Origin of the sequence: Pseudoclavibacter soli DSM 23366, assembly GCF_000423505.1 — a bacterium.
Taxonomy (GTDB): Bacteria; Actinomycetota; Actinomycetes; order Actinomycetales; family Microbacteriaceae; genus Pseudoclavibacter_A; species Pseudoclavibacter_A soli.
Genome location: NZ_KE384027.1, coordinates 424697 through 443428 on the forward strand (window position 1 = coordinate 424697; position 18732 = coordinate 443428).

The 18732-nt window shown below is 63.8% G+C and carries 20 protein-coding genes; 15 read left to right on the forward strand and 5 right to left on the reverse strand.

Annotated features, from left to right (window positions below):
• The first annotated feature begins 44 nt into the window (after positions 1 to 44).
• The 3 genes from dcm (at position 45) to G557_RS0109485 (ending at position 3611) form a co-directional block, all read left to right on the forward strand.
• On the forward strand, positions 45 to 1391 hold the full coding sequence (gene dcm / locus G557_RS12885; protein ID WP_281167729.1) for a DNA (cytosine-5-)-methyltransferase: 1347 nt from the start codon (positions 45 to 47) through the stop codon (positions 1389 to 1391).
• A 195-nt stretch (positions 1392 to 1586) separates the two neighbouring features.
• Positions 1587 to 3236, forward strand: coding sequence for a ParB/Srx family N-terminal domain-containing protein (locus G557_RS13845; protein ID WP_084627120.1), 1650 nt, complete (start codon positions 1587 to 1589; stop codon positions 3234 to 3236).
• 60 nt (positions 3237 to 3296) lie between these two features.
• Complete coding sequence (locus tag G557_RS0109485; RefSeq protein ID WP_028245841.1) at positions 3297 to 3611, forward strand: antibiotic biosynthesis monooxygenase family protein; 315 nt, start codon at positions 3297 to 3299, stop codon at positions 3609 to 3611.
• Positions 3612 to 3727: 116 nt separating this feature from the next.
• Here the strand turns inward: G557_RS0109485 and G557_RS0109490 are convergent, their stop codons facing one another.
• Positions 3728 to 4888, reverse strand: a complete 1161-nt coding sequence (locus G557_RS0109490; RefSeq protein ID WP_084627121.1) for a type II toxin-antitoxin system HipA family toxin — start codon at positions 4886 to 4888, stop codon at positions 3728 to 3730.
• A gap of 58 nt (positions 4889 to 4946) precedes the next feature.
• Entirely contained in the window at positions 4947 to 5291 is a 345-nt protein-coding gene (locus tag G557_RS0109495) for a helix-turn-helix transcriptional regulator (protein WP_028245843.1), read from the reverse strand.
• Positions 5292 to 5505: 214 nt separating this feature from the next.
• On the opposite strand from G557_RS0109495, the gene G557_RS12895 reads away from it, so the two are divergent.
• The 7 genes from G557_RS12895 to G557_RS0109530 all read left to right on the forward strand — a co-directional run bounded on the left by G557_RS12895 (position 5506) and on the right by G557_RS0109530 (position 10238).
• Positions 5506 to 6579, forward strand: a complete 1074-nt coding sequence (locus G557_RS12895) for a PLP-dependent cysteine synthase family protein (protein WP_156877150.1) — start codon at positions 5506 to 5508, stop codon at positions 6577 to 6579.
• Complete coding sequence (locus G557_RS14030; protein WP_156877151.1) at positions 6576 to 6752, forward strand: hypothetical protein; 177 nt, start codon at positions 6576 to 6578, stop codon at positions 6750 to 6752. Before G557_RS12895 ends, G557_RS14030 begins: the two co-directional genes overlap by 4 nt.
• A gap of 75 nt (positions 6753 to 6827) precedes the next feature.
• Positions 6828 to 7277, forward strand: a complete 450-nt coding sequence (locus tag G557_RS12900) for a MarR family winged helix-turn-helix transcriptional regulator (RefSeq protein WP_036962052.1) — start codon at positions 6828 to 6830, stop codon at positions 7275 to 7277.
• Positions 7274 to 7708 carry an organic hydroperoxide resistance protein gene (locus G557_RS0109515; RefSeq protein WP_028245844.1) on the forward strand — a complete coding sequence of 145 codons (435 nt, stop codon included), beginning with the start codon at positions 7274 to 7276 and terminating at the stop codon, positions 7706 to 7708. Before G557_RS12900 ends, G557_RS0109515 begins: the two co-directional genes overlap by 4 nt.
• A gap of 396 nt (positions 7709 to 8104) precedes the next feature.
• Positions 8105 to 8632: a GNAT family N-acetyltransferase gene (locus G557_RS12905; protein WP_051224974.1), complete on the forward strand. Its 528-nt coding sequence runs from the start codon at positions 8105 to 8107 to the stop codon at positions 8630 to 8632.
• On the forward strand, positions 8629 to 9582 hold the full coding sequence (locus tag G557_RS0109525; protein ID WP_028245845.1) for a PLP-dependent cysteine synthase family protein: 954 nt from the start codon (positions 8629 to 8631) through the stop codon (positions 9580 to 9582). Before G557_RS12905 ends, G557_RS0109525 begins: the two co-directional genes overlap by 4 nt.
• A gap of 89 nt (positions 9583 to 9671) precedes the next feature.
• The gene (locus G557_RS0109530; protein ID WP_028245846.1) at positions 9672 to 10238 is read left to right on the forward strand and encodes a CE1759 family FMN reductase; all 567 of its coding nucleotides are present in this window, start codon (positions 9672 to 9674) and stop codon (positions 10236 to 10238) included.
• Positions 10239 to 10339: 101 nt separating this feature from the next.
• Here the strand turns inward: G557_RS0109530 and G557_RS0109535 are convergent, their stop codons facing one another.
• Complete coding sequence (locus tag G557_RS0109535; RefSeq protein WP_028245847.1) at positions 10340 to 11362, reverse strand: aldo/keto reductase; 1023 nt, start codon at positions 11360 to 11362, stop codon at positions 10340 to 10342.
• Between the two features lie 215 nt (positions 11363 to 11577).
• Between G557_RS0109535 and G557_RS0109540 the strand changes: the two genes are divergently transcribed.
• Positions 11578 to 11820, forward strand: coding sequence for a hypothetical protein (locus G557_RS0109540; RefSeq protein WP_028245848.1), 243 nt, complete (start codon positions 11578 to 11580; stop codon positions 11818 to 11820).
• 9 nt (positions 11821 to 11829) lie between these two features.
• On the opposite strand, the gene G557_RS0109545 is transcribed toward G557_RS0109540, so the two are convergent.
• Positions 11830 to 12987, reverse strand: coding sequence for a MalY/PatB family protein (locus G557_RS0109545; RefSeq protein WP_028245849.1), 1158 nt, complete (start codon positions 12985 to 12987; stop codon positions 11830 to 11832).
• Between the two features lie 148 nt (positions 12988 to 13135).
• On the opposite strand from G557_RS0109545, the gene G557_RS0109550 reads away from it, so the two are divergent.
• The 4 genes from G557_RS0109550 to G557_RS12915 are packed head-to-tail and all read left to right on the forward strand — an operon-like array spanning position 13136 to position 17815.
• On the forward strand, positions 13136 to 14014 hold the full coding sequence (locus tag G557_RS0109550) for a DUF1684 domain-containing protein (protein WP_028245850.1): 879 nt from the start codon (positions 13136 to 13138) through the stop codon (positions 14012 to 14014).
• 59 nt (positions 14015 to 14073) lie between these two features.
• Entirely contained in the window at positions 14074 to 15246 is a 1173-nt protein-coding gene (locus G557_RS12910) for an LLM class flavin-dependent oxidoreductase (protein WP_051224975.1), read from the forward strand.
• A 23-nt stretch (positions 15247 to 15269) separates the two neighbouring features.
• Positions 15270 to 16424, forward strand: a complete 1155-nt coding sequence (locus G557_RS0109560; protein ID WP_245542795.1) for an LLM class flavin-dependent oxidoreductase — start codon at positions 15270 to 15272, stop codon at positions 16422 to 16424.
• Positions 16421 to 17815: an MFS transporter gene (locus tag G557_RS12915; RefSeq protein ID WP_051224976.1), complete on the forward strand. Its 1395-nt coding sequence runs from the start codon at positions 16421 to 16423 to the stop codon at positions 17813 to 17815. The genes G557_RS0109560 and G557_RS12915 overlap by 4 nt, the downstream gene beginning before the upstream one ends.
• Before the next feature lie 10 nt (positions 17816 to 17825).
• Here the strand turns inward: G557_RS12915 and G557_RS13850 are convergent, their stop codons facing one another.
• Positions 17826 to 18668, reverse strand: coding sequence for a GNAT family N-acetyltransferase (locus G557_RS13850; RefSeq protein WP_084627123.1), 843 nt, complete (start codon positions 18666 to 18668; stop codon positions 17826 to 17828).
• Positions 18669 to 18732: the final 64 nt, after the last annotated feature.

An 18732-nucleotide genomic window follows, 5' to 3' on the forward strand; every position in this document is an offset into this window, starting at 1 on the left:
CAGCCCCTGCCCTCATGGGGAAGATCATGGGACATAATGTCGGTATGATTTCCCCAGATATGCTCCAGTCCGCGCCCTCCGCAGTGGAGATGCTCGCGGAGCTGAGAACCATCTACAGCGTCGAACAGATCGCCTCCAGACTCGGTGTCAGCCCGAAGACCGTGGAGCGATGGTCTCAGGGGACCTCCTCGTGCCGCAGCGGTTATCTGCCGGCGCTTCGAGAACTGCTCGACCCCCCCTTCGCACATGAACTCTCCACGGGGAGGTTCCGCACGATCGATCTGTTCGCGGGCATCGGCGGCATCCGCGCGGCATTCGCGCAGCACGGGGGCGAGTGCGTCTTCACCAGCGAGTGGAACACGTTCGCGCAGAAGACCTACCGTGCGAACTACGCCGATGGCGAGCCCCTGGTCGGTGACATCGTTCCGTATCCGGCGTCGCAGATCCCGGATCACGACGTGCTTCTGGCGGGCTTCCCTTGCCAGCCGTTCTCTATCGCGGGCGTGAGCAAGAAGAACTCGCTCGGGCGCGCACACGGGTTCAAAGACAAGACGCAGGGCACGCTCTTCTTCGACGTCGCGAGAATCATCGACGAGAAGAGGCCGAAGGCCTTCCTGCTCGAGAACGTGAAGAACCTCCGCTCGCATGACAAAGGACGCACCTTTGAAGTGATCCGCTCGACGCTCGTCGAAGAGCTCGGCTACGATCTGCACGTTCAAGTGCTCGATGGACGTGACTTCGTGCCGCAGCATCGAGAGCGCATCATGATCGTGGGCTTCCGAGAGCCGCAGTCCGATTTCAGCTTCGATGACATCCGCCGACCGGAGCGTCGTCCGATCCTGGCCGACATCCTCCACCGCACTGATGGCACCGAACCGTACCTGCCATGGGACGGTGACCGATTCTTCGACCATGAACACGCGCGGGTGCTCGAGAAGTACACGCTGACTCCTCGGCTGTGGGCCTATCTGCAGGGTTATGCTGCAAAGCACCGAGCAGCCGGAAACGGCTTCGGCTTCGGCCTCGTGGGGCCGCAGGACACGTCGCGGACGCTCAGCGCCCGCTACTACAAAGACGGCTCCGAGATCCTGATCTCACAGGGTGACGACCGTCGTCCTCGGCGCCTCACCCCACGAGAGTGCGCCCGTCTGATGGGGTATCCAGACACCTTCCAGATCCCGGTCTCCGATACGCAGGCCTACCGTCAATTCGGCAACTCGGTCGTGGTTCCCATGATCAGCGAGGTCGCCCGACTCATCGCGGAGCGAATCGCCCCCTCCAGCGCCGATGGCGCCCGTGGCGCGGGGCGTGATGTGGTGGCGCGCATGCGAGGCACAGCCGGGCCGGGTCCCTCGAGCGATGAGGTGCTCGAACTGCTGCGCGGGGAGTGACCGGATGAGCTGGGCGTGATGACCCCGTTCACCCGGCGTTCACCCGGCCGGCGGCGCGGCGCCACCTGGTGCTCGCCTGCGTGCCACCGCCGGCTCCTACGCTGAGCGCGCGGTCGCCCGAGACCGCCGCGGTCGACTGAGGCCGCGCAGCCACCCGCGCGCCGCCATCGGCCGCGCCATCGCCGGAGGTTCCGAGTGTTCCAGCGCCGCAGACCCACCACCATCGCCCATCGCGCCCTTGCCGCCGCGGCCATCGCGCTGCTCACCGGCGGCGGAGCACTGCTCGGCCCCGTGGCGGCGCAGGCCGACGCGCTGGCCGAGACCGGCGCATCCACCGGGGAGGGCAGCGTGCAGTACCTGGCTGCGCAGGCCGATGACTTGGTCGATGTGCGCATCAGCGATGTGCATCCGACGCAGCCTTCGCTCGGCTATGACGAGGTCTATTACAAGCTGGGCCGCTACACGCTCGGCAAAGACGAAGACAGTGGGAAGTCCAACAAGAAGTTCGACGACTGGTGCGAGACCAACGGCCAAGGGGAGGCCGCCTCAGTGTCTGAGGGAGCAACTTTGGCAGACACCTCCTCGTTCAGCTGTGAGATCGCAATCGGGGAGGAGACCGAAGACAGTATCGCCGAGATGAAGACGGTCGTGATCGGCCCCGGCGGCACGCTGTATCTCACCGATGGACACCACACGCTCACCTCCTTCGCAGAGCTGACTTCCGACGGCGGCGAAGACATCCACGTGCGCCTAAAGGTTCTCGCCAACCTCAGCGACCTCTCGTCACGCGAGTTCTGGCAGACGATGGTCGACAACAAGTGGACCTGGCTGAAAGACGCCAGTGGCAACACCATCACGCCGGCACAGCTGCCGACCAGTGTCGGGCTGAGCAACTTCCAGAACGACGAGTACCGCAGCCTGCTCTACTTCGGCCGTGACATCGGCTATGAAGCCGGGTCGATTCCGTTCCAGGAGTTCTACTGGGGCGACTGGCTGGCCAACACTGCGCAAGTCGACATTGACGACTGGGACAGCGATGCCGAAACTGCGCTCGCGACGGTGGAATCGGTGACTGAAAAGCAGGTGGCCCTGGCTGGTGACGAGCCGGTCAGCGGCGGTTTCACGGCGTCAGCTCTTGGGGTATTGAGCAAATGGAACAACGGCAAGAACGCCACCAAGGGTGAGTTCGGTGATCTCGCTGCGCCGTACAGCGAGTCGAAGCCGGGCAAGATCGCCTACATGTTGCAGTACCGAGCCGCACTGCAGGCCAAGGGCATCAACCCGGACAGCGGGGCAGCACTCATCACCGTTGACGCCTCGCGCGGCACGCTCGTGGCTCCGGCGCAGAGCAGCCCGGGCGCGACAGTGACGGTCAGCGGCACGACCAACACACCTGAGGCTGTGGCCGACATCGAGCTGCACTCCGACCCGATTGTGCTTGCCACCGTCGTCACTGACGATCACGGCGCGTTCAGCACTCAGATCACGTTGCCGAACACTGTGGCGCTCGGCACCCATGAGCTGGTCGCCACGGTTGCTGGTCAGGCGGTGACTCAGACGGTGCGGGTTGCCCTGACCGACCCACCGACCAGCAGTGATGGCACGAGCAGTGACCAGGATTCGGCAGCGGTCGCGGCCGGTGATGAGACGACCGCCGTGGCTGGTGCGGCTGCAGCCTCCGGCGAGCAGCGGTTGGCTGCTACAGGCACTGATGCCGACGCGATCTCGATCGTGCTGGCTCTAGGCATGCTCGTCGTGACCCTTGGCGTGGCGCTGGTGGTTGCCGCGCGCTGTGAGCAGACTGCTCAAGAGAGCCACGACGTTGCCCCAGTCAGTGGGGCGTGACAGGCTGGAGATGCGCAGCGTGCACCAGACTCGCTGCTTTGCCAAACTGAGGAGGCCGTTGTGTCTGTTGTCGTCATCAATGCCCTGACCGTTCCCGAGGGCCAGGGGCTCGAACTCGAGAAGCGCTTCGCCGCACGCAAGCACGCTGTCGACGGGCAGCCCGGGTTCGAAGGCTTCCAATTGCTGCGACCCACTGCTGGCGAGTCGCGCTACTTCGTGGTGACGCAGTGGGCCACACAGGCCGATTTCGAGGCGTGGCGCGACAGCGAGGCCAATCAGAAGGCTCATGCACACAGCGGCGGAAAGACCCCGGTCGCGCATGGCGCCGAGCTGCTCGAGTTCGAGGTCGTCGATCTCGCCGCGCTTGCAGAGTGAAATCCTGCATCTGTGTAATGGCTGCTCGTGTGCCGCTGACGACCTCACGCTCGCGGCACGCCCATGAGTGAGCGACGTCGAGCGGCCTTACCTGAGGCCTTCGGAACTCGGGGGCCTCACCTGTCTCTGAGCGCTCCCGGGTTGAGGAACTGGCGGCCCCACAGGGAGCTCCGCTGGGTGTCGGTGAGGTGCGCGAAGTCTGCAGCCTCACTCCAGTTGTCTCGAATGGTGCCCACAATATAGTCGATTTCATCGTGAGCTTCGGCGCGAGTGACGCTCATATCGGCAGCATGTTTGGCGAGCAGGTTGAGGTTGCTTTCCCTCTCTCCGTTGCGCCCATAGGCGATCGCCTGTGATGCGGTCTCCCCTGAGCGTGACGTGGGGCTCAAGTCATATGCTGGCGTGAGGGTGAGTGCTGCCCCGTTCCAGAATGCAGAATGGTTGCGGACATGATCGTCCGTGTTGCCAATCGCGATGTTGAATGCCACACGACGAAACAGTTCACGCGCGGGATCATTATCCGAGTGGGTGCGAAGCGCTTCCAAGATGTCCGGATACGTTCCGTATCGCGCTGATACTTCATCCAGCCCCAGAAAAGTCAACGCGGTGACCACATGCTTTCGAGTGCCATCTGGCGGGCGGTCAAAACGGCGCATGAGGATCACCTCTTTTCCGAGCGATCGAACCACGGTTGTGTCTACCGTCTCGATTCCCACCTTCTTGGCAAGGAACATGCTTGCCGCTTCGGCACCAACCACTGGGTAGTGATCACTGCTTGAAGAGAACTTTGCCATCCACGGCTGACCGTCTACGGTGATAGTCGCTTTCGGGCGTGCGCCACCAACGCTTGTCCCATGCACAAGCGCGCGGTCAAGCTCCGCGGGAAGGGGCACACCCTCTTCTATGAGTTCAGCGGCTCGTTGAAGCTGCTCCAAGGTTGCAGGGTCTGGCGAGCGCGGCACATACTCAGCCGAAGATCGCTGCACATCGAGTGCGCCAATTCGGTCAGAGCCGGACCGCAGCAGATAATCGAGTTCACGGAGACCGGCGCTGTTGTCGGGAACTGCGCCGTGTTGCCCGGTCGTTTCGAGAATCACTCTGCGCCCCCACCCGTCAGGCGCTGCGTCTTGTACTTCGCCGGGAATCAGTGCATACCCCGATGACAGATACCGTGTCGGCGCAAGTGGCAGGCCAAATAGCGCCATTGCGTCGCCCCGCTCAAGGTAATGCCTCCCGTACTGGAATGCGAGACTCCCGTTGCTTTGTTCTGTGAGCATGCCGCATGGCACGGGAGACGTCTCCCCGGGTAACCAAGTCCAGACGAATCCGGTTCGTTCAGAAGTCAAGGTCGGACTCCTTGACACGTGTCGTTGGTGGGCGAACTCTGCTGGGCATCAGGGCGACAGTCTTGCGCAGCTGGTCAACAAACCGGCCGACTTCCTGCGGGCCAGACGATGAGAACAGGGGGTACCCAGCGGCCTCGGCGACAGCGAACGCGCTGCCCATAGTGATGTTCGGGCTCCCCTGCTCCACCTGAGCGACCGTATACCGGGAGACTCCAGCACGCACACCCACCTGAGCCTGCGTGAGATGGCGCTCGATGCGGTGGAATTTCACCTGCGCGCCGAACACCCCGAGCGCATCACGCACATAGGGGGAGGGGGAGAGTTTCTTCTGCATTGTCTACACCTCCAATGTGGCGTTATTTTAGCATAAGCTGCCTATATGCTCATGTCACACCATACACAGTGCATGCTACCCGCACGGCTCTGGCTCGGCCTGCCCCGCATCGTGACACAACAAGGTCATCTGCGCGCTGATCGCGGCGGTGGATTGCTACGTTGGTTTCGCATTCGCCAACCCGCAGCATTCTGATGAGAAGAGCAGCAAGACCATGACCGAAGACGCCAGCACGATCCGCCGAGTCCCCCTGCCCCAGGCATTCCCCGACGCCAGCGAGGCGAAGACCTACGCCGGGCCGCTGGGGCTCGTCGGCAACACCCCGCTGGTGCGGGTGAATCGCCTGACCGAGGGGCTGCCGGGCGAGGTCTACGTCAAGCTCGACCAGTACAACTTCGGCGGCTCGTCGAAAGACCGCATCGGCATCAACATCGTGCGAGAGGCCGAGGCGCATGGCGAACTCGCGCCCGGGCAGCGCATCATCGACAACGGTCGCGGCAACACCGTGCTCGGCTTGGCCTTTGCCGGCATCGCAACCGGACATCCAGTGACCATCGTGAAGACCACATATCTGTCTCCCGAGAAAGAGCGGCTGCTGCGCTTCTTGGGCGCGGATGTGGTGCCCGGTCGATCCGACGTCCCGCTTTCTCATCCCGATAACTGGCAGGCTGTGGCCAAACGTCATGCGGATGAAGACCCCGAGACCTGGTGGTCGCATCAGAGCGATATCTCGTATAACCCCGCAGCTCACTATCAGTCGACCGGGCCCGAGATCTGGCGGCAGACCGAGGGGCGAGTGACCCATTTTCTCGCGGCGCTCGGCACTGGCGGCACCACGAAAGGCGTCGGCACTTACCTCAAAGAGCGCAACCCAGATGTCACGATCATCGGCACCGAATTCGCCGAGAAGCTCAACGACCCGAACTTCAACCTGCTGCCCGCGTTTCGTCGCGATCCAGGGTGGGAGCAGCTCGAACGCAACTGGTCAGCCAACACCGACCTCGACGTGCTCGACGACATCCGCTCACTGCCGACCGCCGAGGTGATCGACTTCGGCTGGCACGTCGCACGCACCGAGGGCCTGGTGCTCGGCATTACTTCGATTCTCAGCTTGAAGATTGCGCTCGATCTGGCTCGCTCAGCCGGCCCTGAGTCAGTCATCGTTTCGTTCTCGGCTGACTCGGGGCGCGACTATCTCGAGCAGCAGTACAATGCTGATTGGCTGCGTGAGAACGGGTATGCCGAGATCGCCGACAAGTACGATCCGCAGCTACACTCACAGGTATGATCGAACGCCGCCGACTCCAGATCAAGGGGTTCATCGGGGTGCTTGTGGGCATCCTCGCCGGACTTTTGGTGCGCAATGCTCTCGTGGGCGTGGTGGTCGGCGTCATTGCAGCGTTCATCTTATGGATGCTCGATCCAGATTCCGACGACTACCATTCCCAGCGCACGCGCTGAGCGTGCTCTGAGCATCAGTCGTTGGTGCAACAAAAAAAGATGGTGCACAATCTAATCGCGTGCCATACTTATGGCATGACCGAATCACCGGCAGCCGCCCGTCTCGACACGATGCTCTGCTTCGCGGTGTACTCGCTGCGTCGCGACTTCGACCACGCATACCGTGAGATTCTGCGCCCGTTCGGACTCAGCTATACGCAGTATGTGGTGCTTGTGGCGTTGCTGCGTGAGAGCGGGCTGACCGTCGGCCGATTGAGCGAGCTGCTCGGCCTCGACTCGGGTACGCTTTCGCCGCTGCTGAAACGCCTTGAGGCCCGAGGGTTGCTTGAGCGTTGCCGCGACAGCGAAGACGAGCGCATCGTGCACGTCGAACTCACCGAAGCGGGTGAGGCGCTGCGCGCCGACCTCGATGACGTACCCCGTTGTTTCGGCCAGAAACTTGGCATCACTCGAGAAGAGGCAGATGCCTTGATCGCCCAGGCACACGGTCTGAGCGAGCATTTGAAAGAAGGTACCCCCGCATGAGTGCTCCCGAAAAGATCCTCTACACCGCCGAAGCGCTGTCGACCGGAGACGGCCGCAACGGCCACGTCGCCACCACCGACGGCCGCATCGATCTCGACTTGGCCATTCCCGCAGAAATGGGTGGGTCGGGCAAGGGCGTCAACCCCGAGCTGCTGTTCGCCGCTGGTTATGCCGGCTGCTTCCACTCGGCACTGCTGTCGGTCGCGCGCCAGCAAAAAGTCACCCTCGAAGACGAGACCGTCGGCACCCGCGTGGGCATCGGCCCCAACCGCCAGGGTGGCTTCGCTCTCGCGGTTGAGCTCGAGGTCACCATTCCGAACCTGCCGCACGAGCAGGCTCAGGCGCTCGCCGAGACGGCGCACCAGGTGTGCCCCTACTCGAACGCGACTCGCGGCAACATCGACGTGAAGCTCACCGTGACCGACGACTGATCGGCCAGACTCGCGCCTTTCCCGTTCAACCCAACGCGCCCGCTGCGTAGGCATTGCCTACTCCAGCGGGCGCGTTTTGTCGGTACGAGCTTCGGTCGCCATGCCCGCTACAGCGCTGGCATACCGTCCTGCCCAGCGATCACATGAATCGTGCGCGTGACGGCCACAAGATTCGCGTAAACGCGCGGGTATGTCTCGCAAAACGAGTGCAGGAATGCCCATCGCTGGGCAGGGCGGTACGGCTAATCGCACGGTGGCCGCGCCAGCACGGGTTCGGGCTGCGCTGACGCTTGATTGCAGAGCGTTTCACCGAGACTGTCGTCAGCCACAGTCGCGGAGTACGGTAGCGCTCGTCGTGCGTGAGGGCACGAGCAATCGAGGCGAAAGGGGCCGAGCTTGGCTGACGAAGAGATCGCGGTGCGTCTGATCAAATCAGGCGAAGAGCAAGAGGTCGCCGAGAGTCTGTTGGCCGCATACGAATCAAGCTACGAGATCAACGCCGAGTACCGCGCCTGGATTCTCGACGTGCCGGCCCGCGTGGCAGACAACGAGGTGTGGGTCGCTCGAGGCGTCACCAGCGGGCAGCTGTACGGGTCGTTCGTCGTGCGTCGACCGGGCGCCGAGGCGCTGCTCGATCACACTCAGCCAGACGAGTTCGACTTCAAACTGTTGGGTGTTGACCCTGGCGTGCGTCGTCACGGCATCGGCGCCTACCTGGTCGGTCAGATCATCGAGCTGGCCCGTCAGCGGGGCTTCACCCGTGTGGTGCTCAACAGCGTCGACTACATGAGGCCCGCGCATCGCCTCTACGAGCGGCTCGGCTTCGAACGGCTGCCCGAGCGCACCAAGGTCAAAGACGACGGCACCGTCGTCTACGTGTTCGGGCGCGACATCGGCGCGTCGACAGAAGGAGATCGCTCATGAGCGGCATTCACGACAGCATCCTCGATCTGATCGGCAACACCCCGCTGGTGCGGCTCGAGCGGCTGCGCGAGCGCCACGGGTTCGACGCGAGGGTGCTGGCAAAGCTCGAGCGTGCCAACCCCGCGGGCAGCTCGAAAGATCGCATCGCGCTCGCGATGATCGAGGCTGCAGAGGCACGCGGTGACCTCACGCCCGACTCGACCATTGTCGAACTCACCAGCGGCAACACCGGCATCGGCATCGCCGCGGTCGCCGCGGTGAAGGGTTACAAGACGAAGATCATCATGAGCTCTGCAGTCAGCGCCGAGCGCGCGAAACTGGTGCGGGCCTATGGTGCTGAGGTGGTCATCCTTGATGAGAACGAGATTCCCGACTCGCAGCGTCGGGCTGAGGCAGACCGCATCGCAGCCGAGACTCCCGGCGGCGTGCAGCTGATTCAGGGGCGCAACCCAGCCAATCCTGCGGCGCATGTGGCCACGACCGGCCCTGAGATCTGGCGCGACACCGAGGGGCGGGTGGATGTGCTGGTCGCCTCGGTCGGCACTGGCGGCACACTCAGCGGCACGGCGCGATATCTGCGTCAGCGCAACCCCAAATTGCATGTGGTGCTGGTCGAGCCGACGTGGGAGAGCATTCCCACCGAAGAGCACCCTCATCCAGCACGACGCATCGACGGCGTGCACCGCATCTCGGAGGTCGATGCCGATGTGCTGCCGCTGACGCTCGACCGCAGCCAGGTCGATGAGTCGATCGAGGTGTCGATCGACGACGCCTACGCAGCCGCACGAGAGCTGGCCGCACATGAGGGCATCCTCGCCGGCACGTCGTCGGGCGCCGCCACGTGGGCTGCTGTGCAGGTGGCTCTGCGTAATGAGCGAGCCGGGCAGACGATCGTCGTCGTGCTGCCAGACACTGGCGAGCGCTACCTGTCGACGGGCCTGTTCGGCTGAAGCGCTGCACGTGTTGATAAGTGTGACGCCATCTCGACACCGGGGCTGGCGGAACACTTAGGCTCGCTAAGATCACGAAAGGATGCCACATGAATTCCGCCCCGCAGATCGCCCTGGTATCGGGTACTTTCAGCTCGCCCTCGAAGACTTCGGCGCTGGGTCAGGCTGTCGCCTCCGCGGTGCAGCGCACCTATGGCGGTGCGGTGCACACGACAGAGGTTGCCGGGCTGCTGCGGGAGTTCGGCATCTCGTTGACTACCGGCTCGACCACAGCGACGCTGCAGCGCCACATCAGCGCGGTTGAGCAGGCCGACATCGTGATCGCGGTATCACCGGTGTTCAAAGGCAGCTACTCAGGGCTGTTCAAGCACTTCTTTGACCTGCTCGACCCCTACGCGCTCACTGGGCGTCCGGTGATCTTGGGCGCCACTGGGGGCAGCGAGCGCCATTCGTTGGTGGTCGACTATGAGCTGCGCCCCTTGTTCAACTACTTCAACGCGCACGTCTCTCCTGTGGGGCTGTTCGCCACCGACGCCGATTTCGTCGACTACGAGATCATCACACCTGCACTGGTGCAGCGGATTGACCGTGCGGTGAACTCCCTCGCCCCGTTGCTGCAGCGCGACGACGAACCGATCGCGGCGGCTGAGCGGTAAGTATTTCATCGCGCACGATGCGGCGCGCGACCCACCACACAGGTGTCACCGATTGCGGATAACCGCGGGGAGTTATCGCATTCGGTGACACCTCTATTGGGTTAACGAGCCAATGCCGACAGCTCGTCGCGCTCGGCGGCGGTCAGCGGAGCCACCTCGAGTGCGGCGATGTCGTGCTGCAACTGGCCGACCGAACTCGCGCCGAGAATCACCGAGGTCACTTCGTCGAAGGCGAGCAGCCAACGCAGGGCGAGTTGGGCGATGGAAGCTCCACGGGCATCCGCAGCCTGCTGCAGCGCCTGGACGACTCGCAGGTAGTGATCGTCGATGAATCCGGGCTTCAGGAAGTCGCTCCACGTTGAGCGTGACCCCTCGGGCACCGTGCCATCAAGATACTTATCGGTGAGCAAACCCTGGGCCAATGGTGAGTAGGTGGCTGCACCGATGCCGTGCTCGCGCAGCACATCGAAGAGTGGGCGATCGTCGAGGGTATCTGCGGCGCCGAATGCCGCGCGCTGATCAAGCAGCGAGAACCGCGTTTGATGGATGAGTAATGGCACTCCAACCTCATTCAGCCCGGACGCGATTTGCGCAGTTTGTCCAGCGGAATAGTTTGAGACCCCGATGTAGAGGGCCTTGCCTTGCTCGTGGATCCAGCGGAGCGCATCTACGGTCTCTTCGATCGGCGTCTCGGTATCGGGGCTGTGGTGGTAGAAAACATCAACGTAGTCAAGGCGCAGGCGGCGAAGGCTGTCATCGATCGATGAACGCAGGTGCTTGCGAGTGCCGCCACGCCCATACGGGCCGTCGAAGATTGGATTGCCGGCCTTGGTGGTGATGATCAGTTCATTGCGGTGGTGCTGCAGATCACGCTGCAGAATATCGCCGAGAGCTATTTCTGCGCTGCCTTGTGGTGGCCCATAACGGTTCGCATTGTCAAGATGTGTGATGCCGGAATCGACTGCGGTCAGCACGAGATCTCGCTGCAGGTCTCGTGAATGCGTATGGCCAAAAGTGTGCCAGAATCCGAGTGCGAATTCGCTCAGTGGCAGACCTGAAGACCCGGCGCGTCTGAGACCGACGTGAGGCGGTGTTGACGGTGATTCTGCGGTGGACGGTGACATCTGGCTACCTCTCTGTCGATGGAGAATGCGAACGCACTCGTATCGAACCTTACGGTCATCTGGATTGCGAAGCCGCAGTATTGCGCGAGAATATGCGAGAGAAATCTACTGTTTCTGGGGAGATGGTGTGTACCCCAAGAGGAATAGGAAAATGGAACGAAATACACGTACACTGTTGACATCGAAATACCGATCACCAACTGAGAGGAGTGCGCATGGCTCGCACCAAGGCAGACCCCAACCGCACATACGAAGTGGTCATCAACGAGTTCCAGATCGCGCGCGCTGAGGCTGACACACTCAAAGAGCAGAGCAAAGCGGCCAACGCCAAGGCTGCGAAGCTGAAGGCAGAGGCAACGCGTTTGAAGAAGCGTGCCGTGGCCGTGGCTGAGAAGAAGCTGGCGCAAGCCAAGAACGAGTACGAACGAGTGCTCACCCTCGTCGACAAAGAGAAGTGAGACTCGCGTTCACCGCTCGCGCACCGCAGTCGCGAGTCGGTGAACGATCTCGCTGATCACCGGGCGTGGTGTGGCGAAATTGACGCGCACGAACTGTTCGTAGCCTTCGCCACACTGCTCACCGGCGGTCAGCGCTACTTTTGCGTTTCGTGAGAAGAACGTACGCAGACTGGGCGTGATCTGGTACGCGCTCAGATCGATCCAAGCAAGATACGTCGCCTGCGGAATGACGATGTGTGCCTCTGGCAGAAAGTCGGAAACGAGGCGCACAAACAGATCTCGGTTGCCCTGAAGGTGTGTGCGCAATTCATCGAGCCATTCTCGGCCGTCGTTCAGCGCAGCCGCTGTCGCAATGATTCCTAAGAACCCGGTGGTGTGCTCGATCCATCTGCCGGTGCGGCGCCACACTTCGAGATCGTGGTCATTCGTATACACGAGCTGAGCGGTTTTCAACCCGGGGATATTCCATCCTTTCGACACCGAAGTAGTGGTGATCGTGTGCCGAGCGGTTGCTTCAGAGAGCGAGGCATAGGGGATGAAAGGGCGATCATCGAAAATCAGGGGTGCCCATACCTCGTCAGCCCAGACACGTGCCTCATGGGCCGATACCACCTGTGACAGCGCCAACAGATCGGCACGATCGAATACTTGTCCGGTGGGGTTGTGCGGGTTGAGCAACAGAACGAGCCCGGCTCCGGCAGAGAGTGCGCGTTCGATGCCGGCGAGATCGAACTGCCACCGGCCCTCAATGTGCAGCAGTGGAACCTGAATCACTTCGCGACCATGGTCGCGAATCAGATCAAAGATCGGCATGTAGGTCGGCGTCGGCACGATGACGGGCGACCCGGGGCGGGTATGGCGCTCGAGAACCACCTCTAAACCGGTGAGCACTTCTGGAATGAGCGCGACCTGGCGACGATCGATCTGCCAGCTAAATCGATCATGCAGCCACGAAACCACTGCGTCGAGTGCGGCCTGCTTCTGCGTGCCAGTGCTGTAACCGAAGTTCTGGGCATCGATCTGAGTGCGCAGGGCATCGAGCACCGCAGGGGCGGTGCCGTAATCGGACTCCGCGACGAAAGTGCCGATCTGCCCTGGGATGGCAGTCCATTTGTTTGCACCTGCGCGAATGAGTCGGTCGATGTCAACCTGTTCGAAATCCGTCATGGTGCGAGATTCTACGCGAGGCTGTGATCATAATGCCCGCGTGAACTTCGCGCTTCGTCATGGTGCGTGACCGGGGCGAGAACGCGTGAAGTGACGCCATGTTTCTTCAGCTCTCGGCTCTGTCACGTCACCTGTCTAGCCTGATCGCATGACGACTTCTTCGAATTCGCAAACGTTGCGGGCACCCTTCGACCGCGCCGAGTACATCGCTGCCTGGGAGCAGTGGCATCGCGAGGTCGAGCATCGCCGGGCCGATCCGCACGGCTTTCTCGCAGTGACCGATCTGGTCTGGCTCGACGAGCACCCCCAGCGCATCGAGGGCCTCCCCGGGCAGTGGCGAGTCGATGACGACCACGCCGAGGTCGTGCTGAGCGCAGACGAGGCACAGGCCACCCCCACCATCGACGTGCCCGACACCGTGGCGGCTGGCCGCACCGAGAATGCAGACGGCACGGTCGCCTATGCCTTCGCGCCCATCGCCGAGCGCGGTGGCGTCACGGTGCACTTCGGTGACATCGACATCGAGGTGGCTGTGCGCGGTGGCCACCTGATCGTGCGGCCGCGAGACCCGCGCAACCAACTGCTGGCCGACTACCATGGCACGCCCGTGTACCCGCCAAATCCCCGATGGATCGCCCACGGCCGTTTCGAGCCCTTCGACACGCCCCAGCCAACCACGGTGGGGTCTGCAGCCGAGGGCATTGAGCACGTGTATGAGGCCCCCGGGGTGATTGAGTTCGAGCTGCGCGGTGAGACGTTTCGCCTCACCGCCTTCAACGGGCATACCCCGGGATCGCTATTCGTGCTGCTCACCGATGCCACGAGCGGCCTGACCACGTATGCGGCCAATCGCAGCCTGCAGGTCGCAGCACCTGCTGCGGACGGATCGGTCACTCTCGACTTCAACCGGGCTACCAACCTGCCCTGTGCGTACACCGACCATGCGACCTGTCCGCTGCCGCCAGCGGGCAATCACCTGCCCATCGGCGTCGAGGCGGGGGAGAAGACCCCGCTCGAGCGCGGCTGAATCAACCGCCACGCCATCCGCAACCAGCGACAGATCTGCCGCACTTCAGAAAGATACCCATGCGATTCCAACTGCTCGACATCATTCCCTACCGCGTCAACCCGATCACCGGGCGGGTTGTCAGCCCCGCCGATCGCTTCGAGCAGACGCTGCTCACTGCGCGTCGGGCCGAGCAGCTCGGCTTCGACGCGTTCGCCGTTGGCGAGCGCCATGCCGGGCATTTTCTGTCGTCGTCTCCGACGGTGCTGCTCGGAGCCCTTGCGGTGGCGACCAGTCGCATTCGCCTGAACACCGGGGTAACCGTGCTCAGTCTGCTCGATCCGGTGCGGGTGGCCGAAGACTACGCCACCGTCGACCAGCTGTCGCGTGGCCGTCTCGAGATCACCATCGGCAAGGGCAACGAAGTGCAGCAGTACCCATTGTTCGGGCTCGAGATCGACGATCAGTGGGATCTGCTGGCCGACAAGTACGCGTTGCTGCGCGAGCTGTGGCGCACCGAGGGGCTCACTTGGCCCGGCACCGAGCACACCAGAGCCATCACGCAGCCGACCACGACCCTGCCCAGGCCTTACGCGGGCGCCCCGCGGGTGTGGCACGGCTCAGCGACCACACTGACCTCGGCCGCGCTCGCCGGTCGCTGGGGCGACCCGCTGATCAGCGCCAACGCGATTCAGCCGCTCAAGCCCTACACGGTGCTGGTGCAGCATTATCGAGACGAGTATGCCCGCCACGGGCACGATCCCCGCTACGCTTATGTCGGTGCCGGTTCGGGTGCGTTGTTCATCGCCGATACGTCGCAGCAGGCCAAAGAGCTCTACGGGCCGGTCTATGAGGCCATCGTCAAGGCCACCAATGTGCCGGGCAACAACACGCCCTTCCGTGACATTGATCACGCGGTGAATGAAGGGCCCGCACTGGTGGGCAGCCCACAGCAGATCGTCGACAAGATTGGGCGCTTTCATGAGGCGTTTGGGCACGATCTGCAGTCGGTGTCGCTGCCGACGACGGTGCCCTTCGAGCAGCAGCTCGACACCCTCGAGCGCTTTGCCGCCGACGTCGTGCCGGCAGTGCGAGATGCCTTTCCGACCACGCTGTGGGGCCCAGACGATCCGTACAGTTCACGGCCGTCATTCGCGGGCGCGAAGGCCGCGCCGGATGCCGAGGCTGGCTCCCGGCCCTCGGCCGAGCCGATCGAGGCGTACGCCGACGCCATCGCGCATCCGGTGATCTGATGGCTGGCGGTACAGCGCCTCGGGTGCCACTGTCAGTGCTCGATGTGGTGCCGATCGTCAGCGGCTCGACCTCCGCCGAGGCCGTGCGCAACGCGCTCGACCTGGCCCGACAGGCCGAAGGCCTGGGCCTCGCCAGATACTGGCTCACCGAACACCACCTCAATGAGGGCATCGCCGGTTCGCAGCCGCACGTGCTGCTGGCCGCCCTCGCCCAGGTGACCGAACACATCCGCTTGGGCACGGCGGCCACGCTGGTGGGCAACTATCATCTGCCGCAGGTCGCCGAGACCTTCGGCGTGCTCGATGCACTGGCACAGGGGCGAGTCGACCTTGGGCTGGGGCGCTCGGGCAGCATCCCGGCGGCGAGCCCAGAACATGCCGAGGCCGCCGGCGCGGCACCAGTGTCGACACGTGGCGATCACGTCGTGGAGGGCATCGTGTTTCCGGCCCCACGAACACCGAACTGGTTCGGCTCTGACCGGTTCGAGCTCACGCGCGAGCTGTTCGGCCGCACCGCCGGCGATACCTCCGACTTCGACGCCGTGGTCGATGCGCTGCTCGAACTGTTCGCAGGCACCTCGACTGACCCACGCGTGGGGCGATATGTGGCCCCACCCGCTGCTGGTGCGCATCCGCAGCTGTGGCTGCACGGGTCGAGCGCGGGCATCAGCGCGCGTGTCGCCGGCGAGCACGGGCTGCCCTTCGGGTCGAACTATCACACGGCACCGGCGAACAGCCTCGACGCGATCACCGAGTATCGTCGGCATTTCCGGCGATCACGCTGGCTCGATGCGCCATACGTGATCGTGTCAGCCGATGTCGTCGTGGCCGATGACGCCGCCACCGCCGAGCACTTGGGGCAGGGATATGCACAATGGGTGCACTCCATCCGCGACCGTCGGTCAACCGGCGCGATCGCCTATCCCACGCCAGAGGAAGCCGCTGCCGCACCACTCGACGACGAGGCGCGTGTGCTCGTGCATGATCGGGAGACCACCCGGTTCGTGGGCGCGCCTGAGCAGGTCGTCGAGCGCCTTGCCGCTCTGCAGCGGGTAACGGGTGCCGACGAGCTGCTGATCACCACAATCGTGCACGATCATGCGCTGCGCGTGCGCTCCTATGAGCTGCTTGCGGAGGCCTGGGGAGCAGCAGACGCACCGCTGCAGGCCACGCTGTGAGCGACAGACGCCGCACCGTCATCGTGCTCGCGTGCTGTTTGGGTGCGGGTTTCGGTACGCTGCTCGACTCGGCCGCCACCACTTACGCGGTGCCGAGCCTGCAGCAGTCACTTGGTGCAACGACTCAGCAGGTGCAGTGGTTTCTCGCCTCATACTCGCTGACCTTCGGTCTGGGGCTGGTGCCGGCCGGCCGGCTGGGCGACCGACTCGGCCGCAAAGCACCGCTGCTGTTCGGCCTCGCCCTGTTCTTGGGCGGCGGGCTGCTCTCGGTCTTCGCCGCTCAGATCTGGTGGAGCGTCGCCGGGCGTATCGTGCAGGGGTTCGGCGGTGGCACGATCAGCGCACAGGTGCTGGGGCTGATCCAAGACGAGTTCGAAGGGATGGCCAGACTGCGCGCGCTGTCAGGGTACGGCATGGCGTCGGCTGCGTCGGCGCTCGCCGGGCCCCTGCTCTCGGCGCTTGTGCTGCAGACACTGCCCGCCGACTGGTCGTGGCGGGTGATCCTTGGCCTGAACATCCCCTTCATCACCGCGACGCTGCTGGTCACACTGCTTTACCATCCACTGCCTCGCGACGGCCAGCTTGCTCAGACAACGCGGCGCCTGGGGCTCGACCTGCCTGCCGTGGCATTGCTCGGTGTGTTGGTGACCGTCATCACCCTGCCCGTGGTCGATCCCGTGCTCAGCGACTATTCGCTGTGGCTGATGCTTGTGGTGCCGCTGCTGGTCGCCGTATTGGTCTGGTGGGAGCGGCGCTGTCTCGCCGCTGGGCGGCTGCCGCTGTTCGTGCCGGCGCTGGTGCGCTCTCGCGGCTTTGTGATCGGGTGCGTCGTGGCGATGTTCTGGTTCGGTGCGATCCTTGCCAAGTCGACGGTGCTCACCCTCTACCTGCTCGAGCATGCGGCCCTCACCCCGCTGTGGGTGGCGACACTGTTCATTCCGGGTGCACTGGCACGCATCTGGGCGTCGGCGCAGGGCACACGTGCGTTCCGTCGATTCGGTGCGCATGCTGTGCCCCTGGCCCTGGGCGTCGAACTCGCCGCCGCGGCGCTGCTGCTGGTCGCAACGCTTGGCACTCCGAGCACTGCGCGCCTGATCTGGGTGACTGTGGCCTTCAGTGTTGTCTCCGGCCTCGGATCAGGCATCACCGAGCCCGTGCTGCGGGCGGTCACTTTCGCACATGCGCCCGCCCAGGCAAGGGGGGTGGCGGCGTCGTTCTTCCAGCTGGTGCAGCGACTGTCGGCGACATTCTTCGTGGCTCTGGCCACCGGGTTGCTGCTGGCCGGCGGCGAACTCGGGCTCACGTTCGGTGTGATCGCCGGCGGCGCAGGCACACTGGTCGCCGCAGCGTTGAGCCTCGACCGCACCTATCGGGTGCAGCCCGCCCGCTGAGACGCGAGGCCTACGCGCTCACCGTGTGCTGATGCAGGCGCTGTCGCACATGTCTGAGAGCGGCCAAGTGCGCTTCGAGGCGTTCGGCCACGACTGGGCGCTGTTCGGCCACGGCGAAAGGATGCGCGATCGGTGCGAGCACCGCATTGGGGTCTGCCGCAGGGTCAGGTCGCACAGTGACCACGGCACCTATCAGGCGGTGGTCGTCGCGCCGTTCCACGACCCACAGCTCATGCTCATGTGCGAGTGCCGACAGCTGCTCGGGTGCGCCGAGGCCCGCCGCAGCCCAGATTGACGGCGCGGTGTGCTCATACTCGTTGGGCCTGGCCAGGCGCACGAGCAGAGGGTCGCTCGGCGAGAAGTCATAGACGAACACGGCCAGCGGCTCACCGCTGAGCGAGGGCTGCGTCTCTCTTTCGGGAGCTCGTTCGAAGCCCAGGCGATGATAGAGCCGCTGCGAAGTAAAGTTGCGCGGGCCGGTGTCAAGCACCAGGGCGTGGGCTCCGGCTGCCGCGGAACGCTCAATGGCCGCGCGCATCAGCTGCCAGCCTGCTCCGGTGCTGCGCGCCTGCGGTAGCACTGCGAGCAGACGAAGCTCTGACTCGGCGGCAGATCGAGCCTGGCGGCTGAGCGCGGCATCGCCGGGCAACAGAGTGGCCGTGCCGATCAAGTGGCCGCCATCCTCAGCGACCAGCAGCGTGCCCTGTCGGGCTCGGGCCTCGGCATCGAGCAGCAGATGCAGTCGTTCTGGTGTTGGTCGTCGTGCACCCGGTGCGGCATGGCCGAAGCCGGCATATGTGAGTCGGCCGATCTCGTCGAACTCGCCAGGGCGAGCCTCTCGTACAGCAGTCATGACATCCAGTTTGCGCCAAATCTCAGCCAGTCTCTGCCTTCTGTGAAACAGGGCGTCGCGCAGG